This is a genomic window from Chlamydia suis, assembly GCF_900169085.1.
Classification (GTDB): Bacteria; Chlamydiota; Chlamydiia; order Chlamydiales; family Chlamydiaceae; genus Chlamydia; species Chlamydia suis.
Map to the genome: position 1 here is coordinate 813,692 of NZ_LT821323.1, position 18,540 is coordinate 832,231.

Consider the following 18,540-nt stretch of genomic DNA (forward strand, 5'->3'; position numbering starts at 1 on the left):
AGCTCTCTTTGTGCTCGCTATCTTTTTCTGGCGGCACTATGTCCTAGTTAAAGCCAGACAAGATGTCCTGTAGCAATTAATGATTAATGGCTCTGAGGAGTGTCTTGCAAGTAAAAGCAGCCTTAATCGAGAACATGTCGTTCAATGCTCGAGACCATAACAAAAATTTCTTATTATCGTAAAGTTGATAAGAAAAACGTCTGTCTCAGGAAGAAGCCTTCAAGCGCCTCCTGATTTAGCAATAAAGCAGACTTCTATTTTTGTATATCTTTTTATGTTTTTATATGTTTGTTTTTTTGCGGGGAAAACAGCCTTGAAATAGAGTGTCGGATCAAAAAAAGAAAAGCTTCGAGTCGCTGAGAAAGAACGAGTTGCGAGTTAGTTGCAAAAAGAAAGGAAACAAGGTTTTTTAATTGTGCGTCTAATAAACATAGGTTGAATTAACCACATATGAAAAAAAAACGATGCAAACAACTTTCTGTCCCAGAAAAAGCCAACAGGCTACTTGTGGGGTTTATTATCGCGTTGTCGATTATCACTTTGCGTATATGGCACGTAGCTGTTGTTCAGCATGATAAAAAAAAGGAGGAGGCCTACCGGCCTCAGCACAGAAATATTCCAGAGCATTGTGATCGTGCAGGAATTTGCGATCGATTTGGTAGGACATTGGCTGAGAACGTTCTGCAGTATAATGTGGGGATTTCTTATCGTGCAATACGAGATATTCCTACTCGTGTTTGGCATACAGATGCGAGTGGGAATAAAAAATTGGTGCCTGTTCGAAAGGATTATATCAAAAAATTTGCCAATTTTTTGGCTCAAGAGCTCCATATGGATAGCAATTTTGTTGAAGACACTATCCATGCTAAAGCCTCTGTATTGGGCTCTGTTCCATATATTATTCAAGCAAATGTATCTGAGCGTACTTTTTTAAGGCTTAAGATGCTGGAAAAAGATTGGCCAGGATTACACGTAGAATCTTCGGTTCGTAGACATTATCCAGAGGGGCGTACTGTAGCAGAGTTGTTAGGATATGTAGGGCCGATTAGTACCGAGGAATATAAGAAAATTACGAGAGAACTAGGAAATTTACGAGAATGCATACGCGCTTATGAAGAAGGAGAAGATCCTAAATTTCCTTCGGGAATATCTAGTATTGACCAAATACGGAAGCTTTTGCGCGAGTTGGAGATGCATGCTTATGGGGTGAACTCTTTAATAGGAAAGTTGGGTGTAGAAGCTTTTTGTGACCGGAAATTAAGAGGATTAATTGGTAAACGATCCATGTTAGTTGATCGTCGGGGGAATTTTATCCAAGAGGTGGAAGGCTCTTCTGTTGGAATCCCGGGGAAAAAGATACAGCTAACTATTTCTACAGAATTGCAAGCTTTTGCCCACGAGCTTCTTGCGGAACATGAGCGGGGAGAAGTTTTTCGAGACTATAAGCAGTGGCGGCAGCAACAATACTTGCCGCCTTTTTTCCCTTGGATAAAAGGTGGCGCTATCATCGCTATGGATCCGAAAAATGGTCAGATTTTAGCCATGGCTTCATCCCCGCGCTATGACAATAACGATTTCATTAATATGAAAGATTCTCCTAACCAAGAGGAGTGTCGCTCGTCTGTTTTGCGCTGGTTGGAGAATCTCGAATACCTAGGAGAGATTTTTGATCGGCGAGTTCCATTGAGAAGAGAGCGGCTCAATCCTCTTACAGGAGAATATTTTGATGAAGAGCTTTCCTTTTCTTATCGAGCTTTTTTAGATTTTATTTTACCGGATACTTCTAAAGTAAAGCAGGTTTTGTGTGATAAGGGCTCGGTTGGACTTTCTATTTACTTACAGAGCATAGTAACGCAGCTTTTGGAGATGTTCGATTCTGAGGAAAAAGACTGCGGGTTGATTTTCGATGTGTTGTTTCCAAAAGAAGAGGGGCATGAGCCTATAGGAGAGGTCACCTCTCTTAAACGGCAAACACTATTTAAAAAAGTGTTGTTGGAGAGAAAAGAAGAAATCCAGGAGTTGCGAGAGCGCTGCAGCTCTATTTTTATGGAGTTGCCAGCAAATTACGATAAAGTGCTGTTTTTAGATTTGTTACGAGCTGCGGTGGATCCGGAGCGCGTCTCTATTTCTCTGCTATCGGAAATAGGGCATATGTCCATACTAGATTTTGTGGATTGTCAGGGACATTTTATCGCGTTGCGGAAATCTTTTTCTAAATTGATGGAAAATGTTTTTATCGATCAAGATTTTGCTGCCTGGAGAGAGGAACATTTTACGCAATTTCTTAAACAAAAGCGAGAAGAGGAGTTTTGTCGTAAACAAAGATATCCAACTCCTTATGTAGATTATTTAACAGAAGAGAGGTCTCGGCAGTATGCTCTTTTTTGCCAAAAGCATATGGATTCCTTTATCGCTTTTCTATTGTCCGACAAGGAACCTCCTCCAGACAATCTCTATTATCAAGAGATAGCTTGTTGGCGGCAGGAGTTGCGTTCCGGGGCGTATCGAGCTTTAAATTGGCGAGAACATTATGATTTTTTACAGAAACGTCTAACACACACATCTTATGATTTGTGCGAACTATTTGCAGCTTTTCGCGAATTTGCAGAACTCAAGCGCCCTTTGTATGGACAGTATCCACTTACGCTCACGCGTAATATAGAGCAGACCGAGCAAGATCTTATAGCTTCTTTTTATCCGCTGTATGGGTATGGCTATTTATCTGCTCATGCCTTTGGTCAAGCGGCTACTTTAGGGTCTATTTTTAAGTTGGTTTCTGCTTACTCAGTGCTTACACAACATGTATCTGATGCTGAGGATTTATCCAAATTGCTAGTCATTATTGATAAGCAATCCTTAGGGTGTCGTTATGGGAAGCCTCATGTTGGTTTTTTTAAAGATGGTTCTCCGATTACGTCTTTTTTTAAAGGGGGAATGCTTCCTGGGAATGATTATTCTGGAAGAGGATATATAGATCTTATTTCTGCCTTAGAAATGTCTAGTAATCCGTATTTCTCTCTGCTTGTGAGTGAATACCTTTCTGATCCAGAAGATTTATGCGAGGCCGCAAAGCTTTTGGGGTTTGGAGAAAAAACTGGGCTTGGACTTCCTGGGGAATATGCTGGAAGGGTGCCTATAGATGTTGCGTATAACCGTTCAGGGTTATACGCAACTGCTATAGGGCAGCATACTCTTGTCGTGACTCCTTTGCAGACAGCTGTAATGATGGCAACATTAGTGAACGGGGGAATTGTGTATCAGCCGAGTCTAATACAAGGTGAATGGTGTGAAGGAAAATTTTCTCCTGCGGCTATTAAAAAGAAAAGGGAGATATTTTTGCCAGATTCCATAGTGCAGCTCTTCAAGAAGGGAATGCATAATGTAATTTGGGGACAATACGGAACTACAAGGTTTATGCGCCAACGATTTGCGCCAGAACAACTATCCCGTATTATAGGGAAAACGAGTACAGCAGAAGTAATCGCTCGGGTGGGGTTGGATCGGGAGCGAGGACGGATGAAGTTGAAAGACGTATGGTTTGCTGCGGTTGGGTATGAAGATGAGGCATTGACACTCCCCGACATTGTGGTTGTTGTTTACTTGCGACTTGGAGAGTTTGGAAGGGATGCGGCTCCTATGGCTGTGCGTATGATAGAAAAATGGGAAGAAATTCGTAAAAAATCTCTCGATTAGTTGAGAATGGCACGCTTTTTGCTCTTGTACAAAGTAGGATGTTACTTTGACAGGGAACGACTATGGAAGAAGCGGAAAAGCATTTAGCGAAAGAGCTCTTATGTTCAGGAATTAATTTGTTTCTAAGCGGTGAATACGAGCAAGCTGAAGAGAGGTTGAAGGAGGCATTGGAATTAGATTCGGAAGCGGGTTTAGCTTATTGTTATTTAGGCATTATCGCTTTGGAAACAGGACGCATCCCCGAAGCTTTAGTTTGGTGTAAGAAAGGGTTGGAAGTTGATCCCGGAGATAGCTATTTACGTTATTGTTATGGTGTTGCTTTAGATAAAGCGGATTGTGTAGAGGAGGCGATAGGACACTATCGGGCGTATTCGGAGCTTCATCCCGAAGATGTAGAGTGCCTCTTTAGTTTGGGGAGCGCATACCATCGTGTATTACGTTATGAAGATGCAATTGCCTGCTTCGATCGTGTGACACAACTCGATCCTTGGAATTCCCAAAGTTTGTACAACAAAGCGGTGATTTTAGCAGATATGGAAGATGAAGAGGGAGCCATTAATTTGTTAGAGTCTACCGTTAAAAGAAACCCTCTTTATTGGAAAGCTTGGGTCAAATTAGGATATTTGCTTTCCAGAAATAAAATTTGGGATAGAGCAACCGAAGCATACGAGCGTGTTGTACAATTACGACCAGACCTGTCTGATGGGCATTATAATTTGGGCTTGTGTTATTTAACACTTGATAAAACTCGATTGGCGTTGAAAGCTTTTCAAGAGTCCCTGCTATTAAATGCTGAAGATGCTGATGCACATTTTTATATCGGATTAGCGCATATGGATCTTAAGCAAAATGAGCAGGCTTATGATGCCTTTTATCGAGCATTAGGGATTAATTTAGATCATGAACGAGCTCACTACTTGCTGGGGTATTTGCATTATATGCAAGGAGAATCAGAAAAGGCAGAGAAAGAGCTTTCTTTCTTAGTTTCCAAAGAATCTGTATTTGCGCCGCTGTTGCAAAAAACGGTAAATAGCTTGGGAGATGTCGGTAAAAAAGTGTTTTGAAAGAAAAGGTTTTCTGTGGAAAAGCACTTTTTTTTCGTTTTTTTGTTTGTTTAGGTTGTAGAAAAATTCCGTTTTTTTTACGATCCGTGGCCAACAAGTTTTTTCTTAAGGACTGTCTAACAGTCCTTTCCTTGGGTCTAGGGAAAGACAGCCTCTTTCCCTAGGCTGTCTTCTTACAGGAATTTTAAAAAGGTTTTAGAAAGAAACATCTCACGATACAGTTTAGGAATTGTTTTGTCTTTTTTAGAATAGAAGAATAGGCTTTTTTCGCTAGGATTTGCCTTTGCTCAAAGTAAAGCGGTATCCAGACCGAAGAGGAGGATCATGGACGAACCGGTAGATAATTTTCTTCAGCGGCAGGAGTATCCTTATGGATTTGTGACTCCCATAGAGTCTGAAGGATTGGCTCCAGGTATTAGTGAAGAACATATAGAACAATTGGTTCATTTACGAGGGGAGCCACAGTTTTTGTTGGATTTTCGATTAAAAGCTTTTCGTCTGTGGCAGAAGATGGAAGAACCCAAATGGGCTCGCCTTCATTATGCTCCTATTGCCTATGATAAAATTATTTATTTTTCAGCGCCTAAATCCAAAAAGCCTTTAGGGAGATTAGAAGATGCCGATCCTGAGCTTCTGAAAACTTTTAACAAATTAGGCATTCCTATTGATGAGCAAAAAAGGCTTCTCAATGTGCAGGATGTCGCCATGGATTTGGTGTTTGATTCTGTTTCTATAGGAACGACTTTTAAAAAAACGTTAGAAGAAGCTGGGGTGATTTTTTGTTCTTTACAAGAGGCTATTCGTAACTACCCAGATTTAATACAACGGTATCTAGGATCTGTTGTTCCTGCTCGAGATAATTTTTTTGCAGCATTAAATTCGGCCGTGTTTAGCGATGGCTCATTTGTTTATGTTCCTAAGGGGGTGCACTGCCCAATGGAAATATCTACATATTTCAGAATCAACGATAAAGAGGCAGGGCAATTTGAGCGGACACTGATTATCGCTGAAGATGATGCTTATGTCAGTTATTTAGAAGGTTGTACGGCTCCTTCTTTCTCCTCTCACCAATTGCATGCTGCTGTTGTCGAGTTAATAGCGAATAACCGTTCTGTTATTCGCTATTCGACTGTACAGAATTGGTATCCTGGAGATCGTAAAACAGGAGAGGGCGGGATTTATAATTTTGTTACGAAACGGGGGTTGTGCGCAGGAAAGCAATCTAAAATTTCTTGGTCACAAGTCGAAGTGGGGGCAGCGATCACTTGGAAGTATCCAAGTTGTATTTTGAAGGGAGCGGATAGTGTTGGTGAATTTTATTCTATAGCATTGACGAATGGGAAAATGCAGGCAGATACAGGAACAAAAATGGTGCATATTGGAGAGGGTTCTTCCTCTACCATAGTTTCTAAGGGAATTTCTGCAGAGGAATCACATAACACTTTTCGAAGTCTTGTTTCAATTTCGGCACAAGCTTTAGGAAGCCGCAATTACACGCAGTGTGATTCTATGCTTGTTGGGACATTGTGCGGAGCTTACACGGATCCGAAAATTGTTGTTAACAACGCGGAAAGTTGTGTAGAGCACGAGGCGACTACTTCTAAATTGCGGGAAGAACAGCTGTTTTATTTACGTAGTCGAGGATTCGATACGGAAGAGGCTGTGAGTTTAGTTGTTCACGGCTTCTGTAGAGAAGTTATAGACCTGTTGCCTTTGGAATTTGCTCGAGAAGCGACGAAATTATTAATGATTAAATTAGAAAATAGTGTGGGCTAGCAATGCTTCATCTATACGATATTTATGTGTCTTGTGAAGAGAAGAAGATAGTAGAAGGTTTATCTTTGTCTATTCGTCCTGGAGAGCTACATATTATTATGGGGCCTAATGGAGCCGGGAAATCTACTTTAGCAAAGGTTCTGGCTGGAGAGGAGAGTGTTGAAGTGATTTCTGGCAGAATGACTTTGGCTGGGAGAGATTTAATGGCATTGTCCCCGGAAGAGCGGGCTCATGCGGGGCTATTTATTAGTTTTCAGAACCCTCCGGAAATTCCAGGAGTCAATAATCGAACTTTTTTAAAAGAGGCCTGCAATGCTTGCAGAAAGGCTAATAATCAAGCTGCATTAGATGATGCAGCTTTTGACGAGCTGCTTGCAAGCTTGGAGGAGATCTATGGATTTCCCGGGTTTCATTTCTTTTCTGATCGAAATGTGAATGAAGGGTTTTCTGGCGGGGAGAAAAAGAAAAATGAACTTTGGCAAATGTTGGCATTAGAGCCCCGAATGATCATTTTAGATGAACCTGATTCGGGGTTAGACGTAGATGCTCTTAAGGGGATTTGCACTACTTTACAAGTGTATCGACATAAACATCCCGAGTCAGCCTTTTGTATTGTGACGCATAATCCTAAGTTAGGAGACCTTCTTCAACCCGATTACGTGCATATCCTGTTAAATGGGAAGATTGTGTTTTCTGGGGACATGCATCTTATGGAAGAGCTAGAAAGAAAAAGTTATCAAGAACTGTTAGATACCGTTACCCTGGAGTAAGCTATGTGGGAAACCCCTTCGCAAAAGCTTGTTCATCCTAATGCGCGCTTACTACAGCTAGTAAATGCTTTATGGAATCAATATCAGCGGGACCGTGTTTTTCGAAATGCGTGTTCTTGGCTGCGCGAAATGGCGCAAGGAATAGAACTTTGGAGTTCTTGTGAGAACGAAAATGCGGTTTTTATAGAGCCTCGAGATAAGAAACGCATGGGGTGTGTATTTGTAAATGGAAACTTTGTTCCCGCTTTATCGTCGCTACCTGCAGGAATTCTTGTGGCGCCTTTGCGCGAAGCTCGAGCCTTGTTTCAAAAGAACTCAGAGTTAGATCTTTTAGAAGAAGTCCACTCTTGTCTTCGTGGTGAGGAGGGGACTGTTATCTACATCCCTGCGGGACAAAATGTTAAGCCGTCCTTGGCTATGCGTTACCATTATGTATGTGACGAAGCAAATAATGATAAAAAATTCGGTGTGCCCTACATAGTTTTTGTTTTAGGCAAGGGAGCGTCTGCGACTATCGAGATGGAAACAGAAGCTCTTCCTAAAAATTTTCATCTTTTTGGGCAAACTCAGTGTTTCTTAGAGGAGGACGCAGAACTGGTTTTAACGATAAAACCGTTCCCTGAGGGAGCAGAGAGAGTCATTTGGGCGAATCGTGTAGTAATAGAACAAAAAGGAGCATGCGCTATTGTCCAAGAAATGTATGCTATGAAAGGATGGTTCCGCAATAGTTTTGCTCTTAAAGGAGAATCTGCTCATGGGGAATCTTTAGTGAAGGTTATCGGGGGTGGGCAGCTAGGAGTATACAATACTATGCATCACGATGCTCAAGCGACTTCTTCCCGGCAAAACATTCGTTCCATACTAGATGATGGATGCTTTACTTTTGAAGGAGGCATTCATATTAGTCCTAAAGGATCTTTGTCGAATGCTTATCAGAAGCACGATACCTTGTTATTAAACAATCGTGCTTCTGTAACTACTTTCCCTCGATTAGAAATTTTAACGGATGACGTTAAGGCTTCCCATGGAGCAACCGTGGGTTCTTTGAATGCAACTCTTCTTACATATCTTCGCTCAAGAGGATTTAGTTTAGCGGATGCCAAGCAAATGTTACAAAAAAGCTTTTTGACGCTTGGCATAGAAAAAGATTATTTCCCGAAACTAAAGGAACAAGGTCTTTGTGAATGTATAATGTAAAAAAAGACTTCCCTATTTTTAAGAAGCAAAAAGATCCTTATGTTTATTTAGATTCTGCAGCTACTACTCATAAGCCCCAATGTGTCATTGATGCTGTAACAGATTACTATAGTTCTGCATATGCCACTGTAAATCGTGCGATTTACAGTACATCACATGACGTCTCTGTCGCTCATTGGGAGGTCCGCTCGAAAGTAAGCGCTTGGATTGGTGCGCAATATGATCAGGAAATAGTTTTCACTAAAGGCACGACTTCTTCTCTCAATTTACTAGCGATTGCAGCTAATGATAGTTGGTTGGCCGGGGGTACTGTAGTAATTTCGGAAGCAGAGCATCACGCGAATCTTTTATCTTGGGAAATCGCTTGCCGTCGCTCAGGAGCCACAGTAAAAACAGTGCGAGTGGATGATGAGGGGATGGTAGATCTTAACCATTTGGAACAATTATTAAAGCAAGGGGTCCAGCTTGTCAGCTTAGCACATGTGAATAATGTGTCTGGAGCGGTTTTGCCTTTACAAGAAACGGCGCTTTTAGTTCATCGTTATGGCGCTCTTTTTGCCGTAGACGGGGCACAAGGAGTGGGAAAAGGCCCGTTGCACCTGTCGGAATGGGATGTGGATTTTTATGCATTTTCTGGCCATAAGCTGTATGCTCCTACAGGAATCGGAGTTTTATATGGGAAAAAGGAGCTCTTAGAGTCGCTCCCCCCTGTTGAAGGTGGAGGTGATATGGTAGTTGTCTACCATTCAGAAGCATCTATGTATCAACAGCCTCCGCTGCGTTTCGAAGCGGGAACTCCGCATATTGCAGGGGCTTTAGGATTAGGTGCTGCTATCGATTACCTGCAAGGCCTGCCTTTTTCTATAGAAGATCATTTAACAGGGCTTACGGACTTTTTATATGAACAGTTGCTTACTCTACCAAACATTCAGATAGTAGGGCCTCGAAAAGGAGCTCTGCGGGGCTCTTTATGTAGCATCAAGGTTCCTAACATGCAAGCTTCAGATTTAGGCTTTTTGTTAGATGGGCGAGGTATTGCTGTGCGTTCCGGCCACCAATGTTCTCAACCTGCTATGGCGCGATGGGATCTAGGACATGTTTTACGAGCATCATTAGGTATTTATAGTGACCGGCAAGATATTCTTCTTTTTGTTGAAGCTTTAGAAGAAATTATACGCTCATGTTGTTAGGAGACTAGTTCTGTATTTAGTAGGATGCTCGAGTTGTGTCCAGCTTGATTTGGATTGTGAGATTTTGTATTTTGATGCGGTCGAAAAAGATGTCTTGTTAGGCATGAGCTAGGGAAGTATTGTGAGTGAATTATCAAAAGAAGATACGCTTTTAGAAGTGAATATAGAGGATATTCGTGTTAGCCCTTTTCAGCCTAGACGAGTCTTTTTTGAAGAAGATTTAAAAGAGTTAATCCTTTCTATAAAGGCCGTGGGGCTGATTCATCCTCCAGTAGTAAGAGAGATTCGTAATAAAGATAAAGTTTTGTATTACGAGTTGATAGCAGGAGAGCGACGTTGGCGCGCTCTGCAGTTAGCGGGATACAAAACGATCCCTGTTGTTGTAAAGCCCGCTTTAGCTGATGATCTTGCAGCAGAGGCTACTTTAATAGAAAACATTCAAAGAGTGAACTTAAACCCTTTGGAAATGGCAGAGGCTTTTAAGCGTTTGATTGTTGTATTTGGTCTTACTCAAGATAAGGTTGCTCAAAAAGTCGGGAAGAAGCGTTCGACCGTGGCTAATTATCTACGGTTGTTTTCACTTTCTGAAGAGATCCGAGAAAAAATCCATTCAGGCGAACTTTCTTTGGGGCATGCCAAAGTGATTTTGTCGTTAGAAGATGAGAAGCTTCGGCAGGTTCTCTGTCAAAAAATTGTTTCTGGTCAACTAGCTGTTCGTGAGGCAGAAATAGAAGCTAGGCGTTTGATAAAAGCTCAAGCAGCTCCTGCGAAAAAAGAGCCTCTTTTGCAAGACTCCTCCTGCTTAGTTTCTTATCAAAAACGATTGGCCGCAACCTGCGGCTGTCCTGTGACTGTAAAACGCCAAGGGAAACGTATATGCGTATCATTTTTGGTAGAAGGAGAAGACGCATTAAAGACTTTAGAAAAAACTTTAAGTGCATGTTCTTCTGAAGTCACCGTGTAAAGGGCTCGTCAGCAGGCGGTGCAATCGGTAAGTCTCGGCGATCCTCGGGGAATTCCGGTAATTGCGAGTTCAGCAGCATTTGTGTATAGGGGTGCTCGGGCTGACAAAATATTTTTTCTGTCGGTCCCATTTCTACAATCTGCCCTTTATACATAATGATAAGTTCTGAGCAAAATGAGCGTACAACCGCAAGGTCATGCGAAATAAATAAATAAGTGAGTTGGGCTTGTTGTTGCAGCGAGGTCAACATATTCAAAATCTGCGCCTGCATAGACAGATCTAAAGCAGAGACAATTTCATCACAGATAATAAGCTGGGGAGCTCCTAATAAAGCTCTTGCGATCGAAATTCGTTGCAATTGCCCACCGGATAACTGATGTGGGTAAGCATAAAGATAGTCTGTAGAAATGCCGACCCAAGACAGAGCTTTTTCTATAGTTGCCCCAACCTCTGCCTTGGGGACTAGACGGTGATAAAGAAGAGCATGCTCTAATGTGGCAAAAATAGTTTTGCGAGGATTTAAAGAGTAGCGAGGATTTTGAAACACCATACGTATCTGCGAGCTCAAGTATTGGCGGCCTTGCTTATTGTGTAGTGGGATAGCTTTATCATTGAGAGAAATGTGCCCAGAAGTTAGGGGAATAAGCCCTGCTAATCCTAAAGCCAAAGTCGTTTTCCCAGAACCAGACTCCCCTATAAGACCAAGAATTTTATGTCTCGGAATGCTGAAAGAGACATTATTCAAGGGAGTTGTGGCAATCTTTTTTTTCTGAAACCAGAAAGACCTTTTGTAATAGTGTTTTGTTAAGCGACTTGCTTGGAGTAAAGGGAGATTATCCATGTAACCAGCACCTCACGTGATGGTGAGCGTTTAAGGGGGTAGACTGTGGAGGTTGTTCGAAACAGATAGGTAAGGCTTTTCGGCAGCGAGGAGAATAACAACACCCTTTGGGAAGATGAGTATAATGAGGCGGCTGCCCTGAAATAGGAATGAATGTCTGCTTCCGATATTGTGAAGGACGAGAAGCTAATAAGTCTACTGTATAAGGATGTGCAGGAGAATGGAAAATCTCTTGTACCGAGGAATATTCGGCCATACGTCCTGCATACAAAACAAAAACATCATCAGCCATTTCGGCAACAACGCCCATGTCATGGGTAATCATAAGAAGACTCATTCCTGTTTTTTTTTGTAAGGTCTTCAAAAGTTGTAAAATCTGATATTGAACAGATACATCTAAAGCTGTTGTAGGTTCATCCGCTATCAATAAATCAGGAGAGGTGAGTAGGGCCATGGCGATCGCTATGCGCTGCAGCATTCCTCCGGATAGTTCGTGGGGATATAGTTTGATACAACGTTCGGGATCTTGAAATCCTGTTTCGCGTAATACAGCTAAAATTCGTTCATGCGCGATTCGATTTGTTAAATCTAAGTGGGCATGGATGACTTCATGAAATTGTTGTTCTATGGTGAATACAGGATCAAAGGATATCAGTGGATTTTGAAAAATCATAGCAATCTTCGATCCAAATAGAGAACGAGTAGTGACATTGCTGCGATCAAGCAGGTTCTCATTATGAAAAAGCGCTTCCCCAGAAAAAGAAAAATGTTCTTCTGGCAGAAGCTGCATAAGAGACTGTGCTGTAATGGATTTGCCTGAGCCAGATTCTCCTATGATCGCTAGAGTCCGGCCGGGGAATACATTAAAAGAAAGAGACTCTACGACGGGAAACGACTGACGATTTTTATTGAGAAAGACGGAAAGATTTTTGACTTGGAGAAGAGGTTGAGCACTCATGGCAGTGTCTCCTACTATGTTCTAGAAAGGTTTTCTCAAGAGAAAAATTTCAGAAAAGTTTAATTCTTAACACATTCTAGATTGCAACTATATATCTGATGAGAATATATTACGAGGAGTCTTTTCTCGAAGACAAGGAAAAAAAAGGCTTTTATGCAGGTTCTTGCAAGTTTATTTGGACAATCTCCTTTTGCTCCGCTACAAGCACATTTAGAACTGGTTTCTGCGGGTATTGATGTTTTGTTCCCTCTTTTTAACGCTATCAAGGAGGGTGATTATGATAGAGTCGATACTCTAGCACGGCTCGTTTCTTCAAAAGAACGACAAGCTGATGGTGTGAAGAATGATGTAAGAGGTCATCTAGCTTCAGGAGTATTTATTCCTGTGTCGCGGTTGGCAATGTTGGAGATCATTTCGATACAAGATTCCTTGGCAGATTGTGCGGAGGATATTGCAATTTTGTTGACAGTGAAAGAGCTGCAGTTTTATCCAGAATTTGAAGAGTTGTTCTTCCAGTTTCTGCAAAAAACGGTGCAATCTTTCGAAGCTGTTGCAAAAACTATTCGGGAGATGGATCTTCTTTTGGAGACCTCTTTCGGAGGATGTCGAGCAGAGAAGACTCGTGTTCTAGTGAATGACGTATCTAATCTCGAACATGAGTGTGATTTGTTGCAGCGGGAATTAATGAAGATATTCTTCTCTGAAGAATTTGCTATTGGAACAAAGGATTTTGTTCTTTGGATGCAAATTATTAAAGGGATAGCGGGAATATCCAATAATTCTGAGAAACTAGCTTATCGAGTGAGTATGACGCTAGAAGAGAAATAGGCATGTGGTTGCTGCTGGTTTGTGTGGTTGTAGGCGGATTCTACACGGCTTGGAATATAGGCGCTAATGATGTAGCGAATGCTGTAGGACCAAGCGTAGGGGCCGGTGTGCTAACTCTAAGACAAGCCGTTCTTATCGCAGCAATCTTTGAATTTCTCGGAGCAGTGTTGCTGGGAGATCGAGTTATTGGTACCATCGAAAGTGGATTAGTAGCTCCCTCCGGGAACGTTTTGTCATCTCAAGACTATGTGTTTGGGATGACGGCCGCTCTTTTCGCTACTGGCGTTTGGCTGCAAATAGCCTCTTTTTTTGGATGGCCTGTGTCCACCACACATGCTATTGTGGGCGCCGTTTTGGGATTCGGGATCATTCTCAAAGATGATGCGGTCATCTACTGGAACTCTTGCGGTCGGGTTTTTGTAAGCTGGTTGGCCTCTCCTATTATTGGGGGCTATTTCGCCTTCCTCATATTCTCTTTTATTCGTAGAGCCATTCTTTATAAAAAAGACCCGGTCTCTGCTATGGTGCGTATAGCTCCGTTCCTATCTGCTATCGTTATTTTTGCATTAGGTTTGATCCTGATCCTTAGCGGAACTGTTTCTCGAGTAGTTTCTTTTCCTATTGCCTTTCGTATTGTTTGCGGATTAGCTGTTTTCGCTTTTTTCTTTACGATATGGGGGGTGCATTTTTTCAAGCTAGCTATTCTTCCTCAAGAAGTCGTTCCGGGGACATTGTTAGATCGTTTGTTATCTAAAAGCACTGATTATGGACGAAAATATCTCGTTGTTGAACGAATCTTCGCCTATTTACAGATTATTATTGCTTGTTTTATGGCTTTCGCTCATGGATCCAATGACGTTGCTAATGCAATAGCCCCTATCGCAGGGATCTATCGGACTTTATACCCACAGAGCTATTCCTCAAACATCCTCTTTATTTTTATGGCCTTAGGGGGATTAGGTTTGGTCTGTGGTCTGGCAACATGGGGATGGCGTGTGATTGATACCATCGGAAAAAAAATCACAGAGCTTACTCCATCGCGAGGGTTTTCTGTAGGGATGAGCTCCGCGATTACTATAGCAGCGGCATCTGCTTTTGGATTTCCAATATCAACTACACATGTTGTTGTGGGATCCGTATTAGGGATTGGTTTAGCAAGAGGGCTACGCGCTATCAATCTGCGGATTATTAAGGATATCGTTCTCTCCTGGTTTATCACAGTGCCCGCAGGAGCCGCTCTTTCTATCCTAATTTTTTTATTGCTCCGTTCCGTGTTTTGTTAAGCGCACATTCTTATATTCGGAATCAGGAAATATTGGCCCGAGCAATTCTTCTTTAGTAGGTTTGATAAAGGCTTGAGTTTTCTATTGCTTAGGCGCTATAAGAAAATTTAGGTTATGGATCGGATAAGATGGATAAATTATCAATAAGAGAGCTTTCTCCAGAAGGGAAAAAGGTATTAGTTCGTGTAGACTTTAATGTCCCTATTAAAGATGGGAAAATTTTAGACGATATCCGGATTCGTAGCGCTATGCCTACGATTAATTACTTATTGAAAAAAGATGCTGCGGTAATTTTAGTCAGCCATTTAGGTCGACCTAAAGGAGATGTTTTTGAAGAGGCTTATTCGTTAGCTCCTGTTGTGCCTGTATTAGAAGGATATTTAGGGCACCACGTACCTTTATCACCGGATTGTGTTGGAGAAGTTGCGCGACAAGCTGTCGCGCAGCTTGCCCCAGGAAGAGTGCTCCTTCTTGAAAATGTGCGTTTCCACAAAGGGGAAGAACATCCTGATGAAGAGCCCTCCTTTGCTATGGAGCTTGCTGCTTATGCTGATTTCTATGTCAATGATGCTTTTGGAACCTCTCATCGCAAACACGCTTCTGTGTATCGAGTCCCTCAAATGTTCCCTAATCGTGCTGCGGCAGGGTTCTTGATGGAAAAAGAGCTTGAATTTTTAGGACAACACTTATTAGTCGAGCCTAAAAGGCCTTTTACTGCTGTTTTAGGAGGTGCTAAGGTTTCTTCAAAGATAGGAGTAATAGAGGCCCTTCTATCGAGAGTGGACCATTTGGTGTTGGCTGGAGGTATGGGCTATACTTTTCTAAAAGCGATGAACCGGCAAGTCGGAAACTCTTTAGTTGAAGAGACCGGGATCCCTCTGGCAAGAAAAGTTTTAGAAAAAGCTCGTGCGCTAGGAGTAAAGATATATCTTCCTGAGGATGCAAAAGTTGCGAAACGTTGTGAGGCTGGAGAGGATTGGCAGGAAGTGTCTATCCTGGACGGGATTCCAGAGGGTTTTGCTGGGTTCGATATTGGAACTAAGACGATAGCTCTATTTTCTAAAGTAATTCAGGACTCTGCCACGATATTTTGGAATGGCCCTGTGGGGGTTTACGAGGTTCCTCCTTTTGATCAAGGATCCAAAGCCATTGCTCAAAGCCTTGCAAGTCACTCTTCTGCTGTGACGGTTGTTGGAGGAGGTGATGCCGCTGCTGTCGTTGCTTTGGCAGGGTGTACTTCACAGATTTCTCATGTATCTACAGGAGGGGGGGCTTCTTTAGAATTTTTGGAGAAAGGCTATCTCCCAGGGACAGAGGTCCTTTCTCCTGCTCGCAGCTAACAATACCGCGAATGAATCCCTATTTTTTGAGGAAAAGCCCTGATCAACAGGGCTTTTTTTGTGGTTGTTTTAAGGCTTCTCAGTGTAAAGATTTTAATCATAGGAGGATCTTTGCAAAAAACTGCATCGCTTAAAACGGTAGTTTCTAACCAATTAAAATTCGTTTTTGTCTGCTTTAAATAAAAGTCATTGTTTTTCTTAAAGAGAAGGGTTTAAAATTTAATAAAAAATAGTTGATCAAAAGTTATTGCTGGGCGGAGGATCTATGAGTATTCTACCTACTAACGGGAACGGGAATAACTATCCGTCTGTGGGAGCTTCTTCCGGTGATAATAGTCAGAAGGGGCGAGTGGAAACTAAGCCTAACTGTGGCAGCCACGCCATTTCTTCTCAGGGAGAGTCTAAGGGGCTGGGAGCTCGAATACTAAACGCCTTTAAGAGATGCTTCTCCGGCAGTAAAAATACAGATAAAGCATCCCAGGCTTCTAACAAAAATCATAAAGTTTCTTCTAATTCGAATGAAAAAAGTCGTGGACTAGGCGCTCGTATTGCCAGCCTATTTTGCTGTTGCTTCCCTCGTAAGACAGCTCCTCAAAAAACCCCGCTTGATCCAGCAAGTATTTATCATCCGACTCTTTCTGGACAGGGGGCTAAGCCGATAATTTCTACAGGAGACAAAAAGTTAGATAAAGCCATTATCGACAGCGATCTGAAAACCGAAAATAAACGCACCATGGCTACACATATCCAGAATAAATTAAAAGCCATGGAGAGACAATCCCCAAAAGAATATAAGGCTGGTATATATGAAGCTTTAAGATTCACCATGTTTACTCCGGGGGGGACTTCCGTAGGTAGCGAGCGGGCGCGTCAAGTTGGCATTTTTGGCAGAGATTTGTGGGAACAGTCCGCAGAAGATCTTGCTGCAAATGCAAATACAGATGGACTCATGATGCTTACATGTCTATCCGTAGGAGGGAAAGATGTCCCTCCTGGACGTTTAAGGGAGTTTATGGAGCAAGTCAAAAACACCTTTTCTGATGAAACAGATCCAGCAGATCCTACTACGGATGCGGTGCTTACGTTGGCTTCACATATTGATGATGCGGAAAAAGCTTTCCCTGGAAGCGCAAATTCTATCTTGGATTATATAGGAAATTGTGGGAAAGCGGCTTTGGATAACAAAGAGATGAAGCAGCTCGTGTTGGAAGATACAAAAGACAATAATCTACAACGTGTTCAAGACAATGCCAAAGAGTTGCAAAAATTATTGCAACAGGCAAAACAAACGGATCCCGAGCTGTTTTCCCAAACAGTCTCAGTCTTGGCCTCAGACCTCTTCTTTGAAGGAGGAGAGGTCCAGGCAGATCCTTTTAATTACTAAGGAGAATACATTGTGAGTGGTGTGAGCTCTATAGGAGGCGGTTCGGGGCCTGAAGGGGTGGGTGAATCTCACAGAGACGAGCAGCTTGATCAACCAGAGGCAGAAGAAGGAGAGCTGGAAGAACGTGTTTCTGATAGCGCAGAAGCTGCAATTGCAGACAGCTCAGAGACCCTTCTTCGGACGACTTCTTCAGAAGGAATTGCTGAAAGTCTTCAACAACATATTAGTGTAGAAGAATCTCCGAGACAACGAGGCTTCTTGGGGAGGATTCGCGATGCTGTTGCTTCCATTTGGAGGCATCGTATCTTGCGGCGGAGCGGAAGTGATCGTGAAGGGAAGGCTGCAGAACAATATGGTATTACGCAAATACTATCTGCGTCAAAAATGCCTTCTTTGACTACATCCTCTCGGCATTTCCGAGCATTCGGTTCTTCGTGCCTTAGTGCTATTCGGGGTTTTTTTGCGAAAATTTTTCACGCGCTGCGAGACGCTTATGCTAAAAACTGTACACGTTCAGGCCTAAATTTCTGTGGCGCAGGAAAAGATTCCCTTGAAGTCCTTGCTGCGACAGGATTACTTTTGCGTATGGCGACTTTACATTCTTTTCAGCAAGTCGGAGGCAATTACGAAGATCGATTGGCAAATAATGATGCTCCTGTGATCGAAGAAGGAAGAACCCTTGTTGATGAGACGGAGGAGCATATTGAGGCTTTGCTTAGCACGAGAGCGCAATGGCCTCAAAATGTTATGCTAGGCTTTTCTCGTGGATTAGTTAAACTTTGCGCAACTCCTTATTACGCAAACCCTTTTTCCTGCTTAAAGTCCATTGCAGATTTAGAGAAAAAGGATCCGTCTGCGGATTATTCTCAAGCATTAGTATTAGCTAGTGAAATCGATCGATTGGCAGCATCTGCCCCTCTGGCGGCAAAGTATGTTTTAGATGCTCTTCGGGTTCGGACTTCAGAACTATTAGGAGAACTGATTTCTCTCGATTTGTTACCTCCCAGGGGGGAGGAGAGTAGAGTCGGAGGCTTCCCTCCTGTGAATGAGCAACTCGTGGTGCAAATTTTTCAGGCTAATATCGATCGTTTGTACGCGACTTTTTTGCAGGATCAGCAGGCTTATTTGCGAATGATAGAAGGTTTGGTGCAAAATTTCTTTTTTATTCCTAGAGAAGAAGCTCCTTCTTCCGCCGGAACCCCGAACAATTTCTAAAGAGAAAATGACGTGAAATAATACTTATTATGTGAAG

The 18,540-nt window shown here is 42.3% G+C and carries 14 protein-coding genes; 12 read left to right on the forward strand and 2 right to left on the reverse strand.

Translation table 11 applies throughout. The features are described 5' to 3' along the window. Positions 1 to 450 precede the first annotated feature (450 nt). The 7 genes from B6E89_RS03735 to B6E89_RS03765 all read left to right on the forward strand — a co-directional run bounded on the left by B6E89_RS03735 (position 451) and on the right by B6E89_RS03765 (position 10,654). On the forward strand, positions 451 to 3,693 hold the full coding sequence (locus B6E89_RS03735) for a penicillin-binding transpeptidase domain-containing protein (protein ID WP_080133163.1): 3,243 nt from the start codon (positions 451 to 453) through the stop codon (positions 3,691 to 3,693). A gap of 62 nt (positions 3,694 to 3,755) precedes the next feature. After that, entirely contained in the window at positions 3,756 to 4,757 is a 1,002-nt protein-coding gene (locus B6E89_RS03740) for a tetratricopeptide repeat protein (RefSeq protein WP_080126775.1), read from the forward strand. Between the two features lie 324 nt (positions 4,758 to 5,081). Continuing rightward, positions 5,082 to 6,533, forward strand: coding sequence for a Fe-S cluster assembly protein SufB (gene sufB / locus B6E89_RS03745; protein WP_080123217.1), 1,452 nt, complete (start codon positions 5,082 to 5,084; stop codon positions 6,531 to 6,533). A 2-nt stretch (positions 6,534 to 6,535) separates the two neighbouring features. After that, complete coding sequence (sufC, locus tag B6E89_RS03750; protein ID WP_080121648.1) at positions 6,536 to 7,303, forward strand: Fe-S cluster assembly ATPase SufC; 768 nt, start codon at positions 6,536 to 6,538, stop codon at positions 7,301 to 7,303. 3 nt (positions 7,304 to 7,306) lie between these two features. Continuing rightward, positions 7,307 to 8,500, forward strand: coding sequence for a SufD family Fe-S cluster assembly protein (locus tag B6E89_RS03755; RefSeq protein ID WP_080133164.1), 1,194 nt, complete (start codon positions 7,307 to 7,309; stop codon positions 8,498 to 8,500). After that, on the forward strand, positions 8,488 to 9,690 hold the full coding sequence (locus B6E89_RS03760; protein WP_080133165.1) for a SufS family cysteine desulfurase: 1,203 nt from the start codon (positions 8,488 to 8,490) through the stop codon (positions 9,688 to 9,690). Before B6E89_RS03755 ends, B6E89_RS03760 begins: the two co-directional genes overlap by 13 nt. A gap of 121 nt (positions 9,691 to 9,811) precedes the next feature. Next, a complete protein-coding gene (locus tag B6E89_RS03765) occupies positions 9,812 to 10,654 on the forward strand; it encodes a ParB/RepB/Spo0J family partition protein (RefSeq protein ID WP_080121650.1) in 843 nt (280 codons plus the stop codon). Here the strand turns inward: B6E89_RS03765 and B6E89_RS03770 are convergent. Continuing rightward, on the reverse strand, positions 10,644 to 11,495 hold the full coding sequence (locus B6E89_RS03770; RefSeq protein ID WP_080121651.1) for an ATP-binding cassette domain-containing protein: 852 nt from the start codon (positions 11,493 to 11,495) through the stop codon (positions 10,644 to 10,646). The two genes, B6E89_RS03765 and B6E89_RS03770, sit on opposite strands and share 11 nt — an antisense overlap. Beyond that, on the reverse strand, positions 11,488 to 12,453 hold the full coding sequence (locus B6E89_RS03775; RefSeq protein ID WP_080121652.1) for an ABC transporter ATP-binding protein: 966 nt from the start codon (positions 12,451 to 12,453) through the stop codon (positions 11,488 to 11,490). Before B6E89_RS03775 ends, B6E89_RS03770 begins: the two co-directional genes overlap by 8 nt. A gap of 153 nt (positions 12,454 to 12,606) precedes the next feature. On the opposite strand from B6E89_RS03775, the gene B6E89_RS03780 reads away from it, so the two are divergent. From B6E89_RS03780 to B6E89_RS03800, 5 genes are all read left to right on the forward strand, one after another. Beyond that, a complete protein-coding gene (locus B6E89_RS03780; RefSeq protein ID WP_080121653.1) occupies positions 12,607 to 13,281 on the forward strand; it encodes a TIGR00153 family protein in 675 nt (224 codons plus the stop codon). A 2-nt stretch (positions 13,282 to 13,283) separates the two neighbouring features. After that, on the forward strand, positions 13,284 to 14,564 hold the full coding sequence (locus B6E89_RS03785) for an inorganic phosphate transporter (protein WP_080121654.1): 1,281 nt from the start codon (positions 13,284 to 13,286) through the stop codon (positions 14,562 to 14,564). 128 nt (positions 14,565 to 14,692) lie between these two features. Beyond that, complete coding sequence (locus B6E89_RS03790) at positions 14,693 to 15,904, forward strand: phosphoglycerate kinase (RefSeq protein WP_080121655.1); 1,212 nt, start codon at positions 14,693 to 14,695, stop codon at positions 15,902 to 15,904. A gap of 265 nt (positions 15,905 to 16,169) precedes the next feature. Next, positions 16,170 to 17,288 carry a SemD/SinC family type III secretion system effector gene (semD, locus tag B6E89_RS03795; RefSeq protein ID WP_080133166.1) on the forward strand — a complete coding sequence of 373 codons (1,119 nt, stop codon included), beginning with the start codon at positions 16,170 to 16,172 and terminating at the stop codon, positions 17,286 to 17,288. A gap of 12 nt (positions 17,289 to 17,300) precedes the next feature. Next, complete coding sequence (locus B6E89_RS03800; protein WP_080133167.1) at positions 17,301 to 18,503, forward strand: TmeB family type III secretion system effector; 1,203 nt, start codon at positions 17,301 to 17,303, stop codon at positions 18,501 to 18,503. The last annotated feature ends 37 nt before the right edge of the window (positions 18,504 to 18,540 follow it).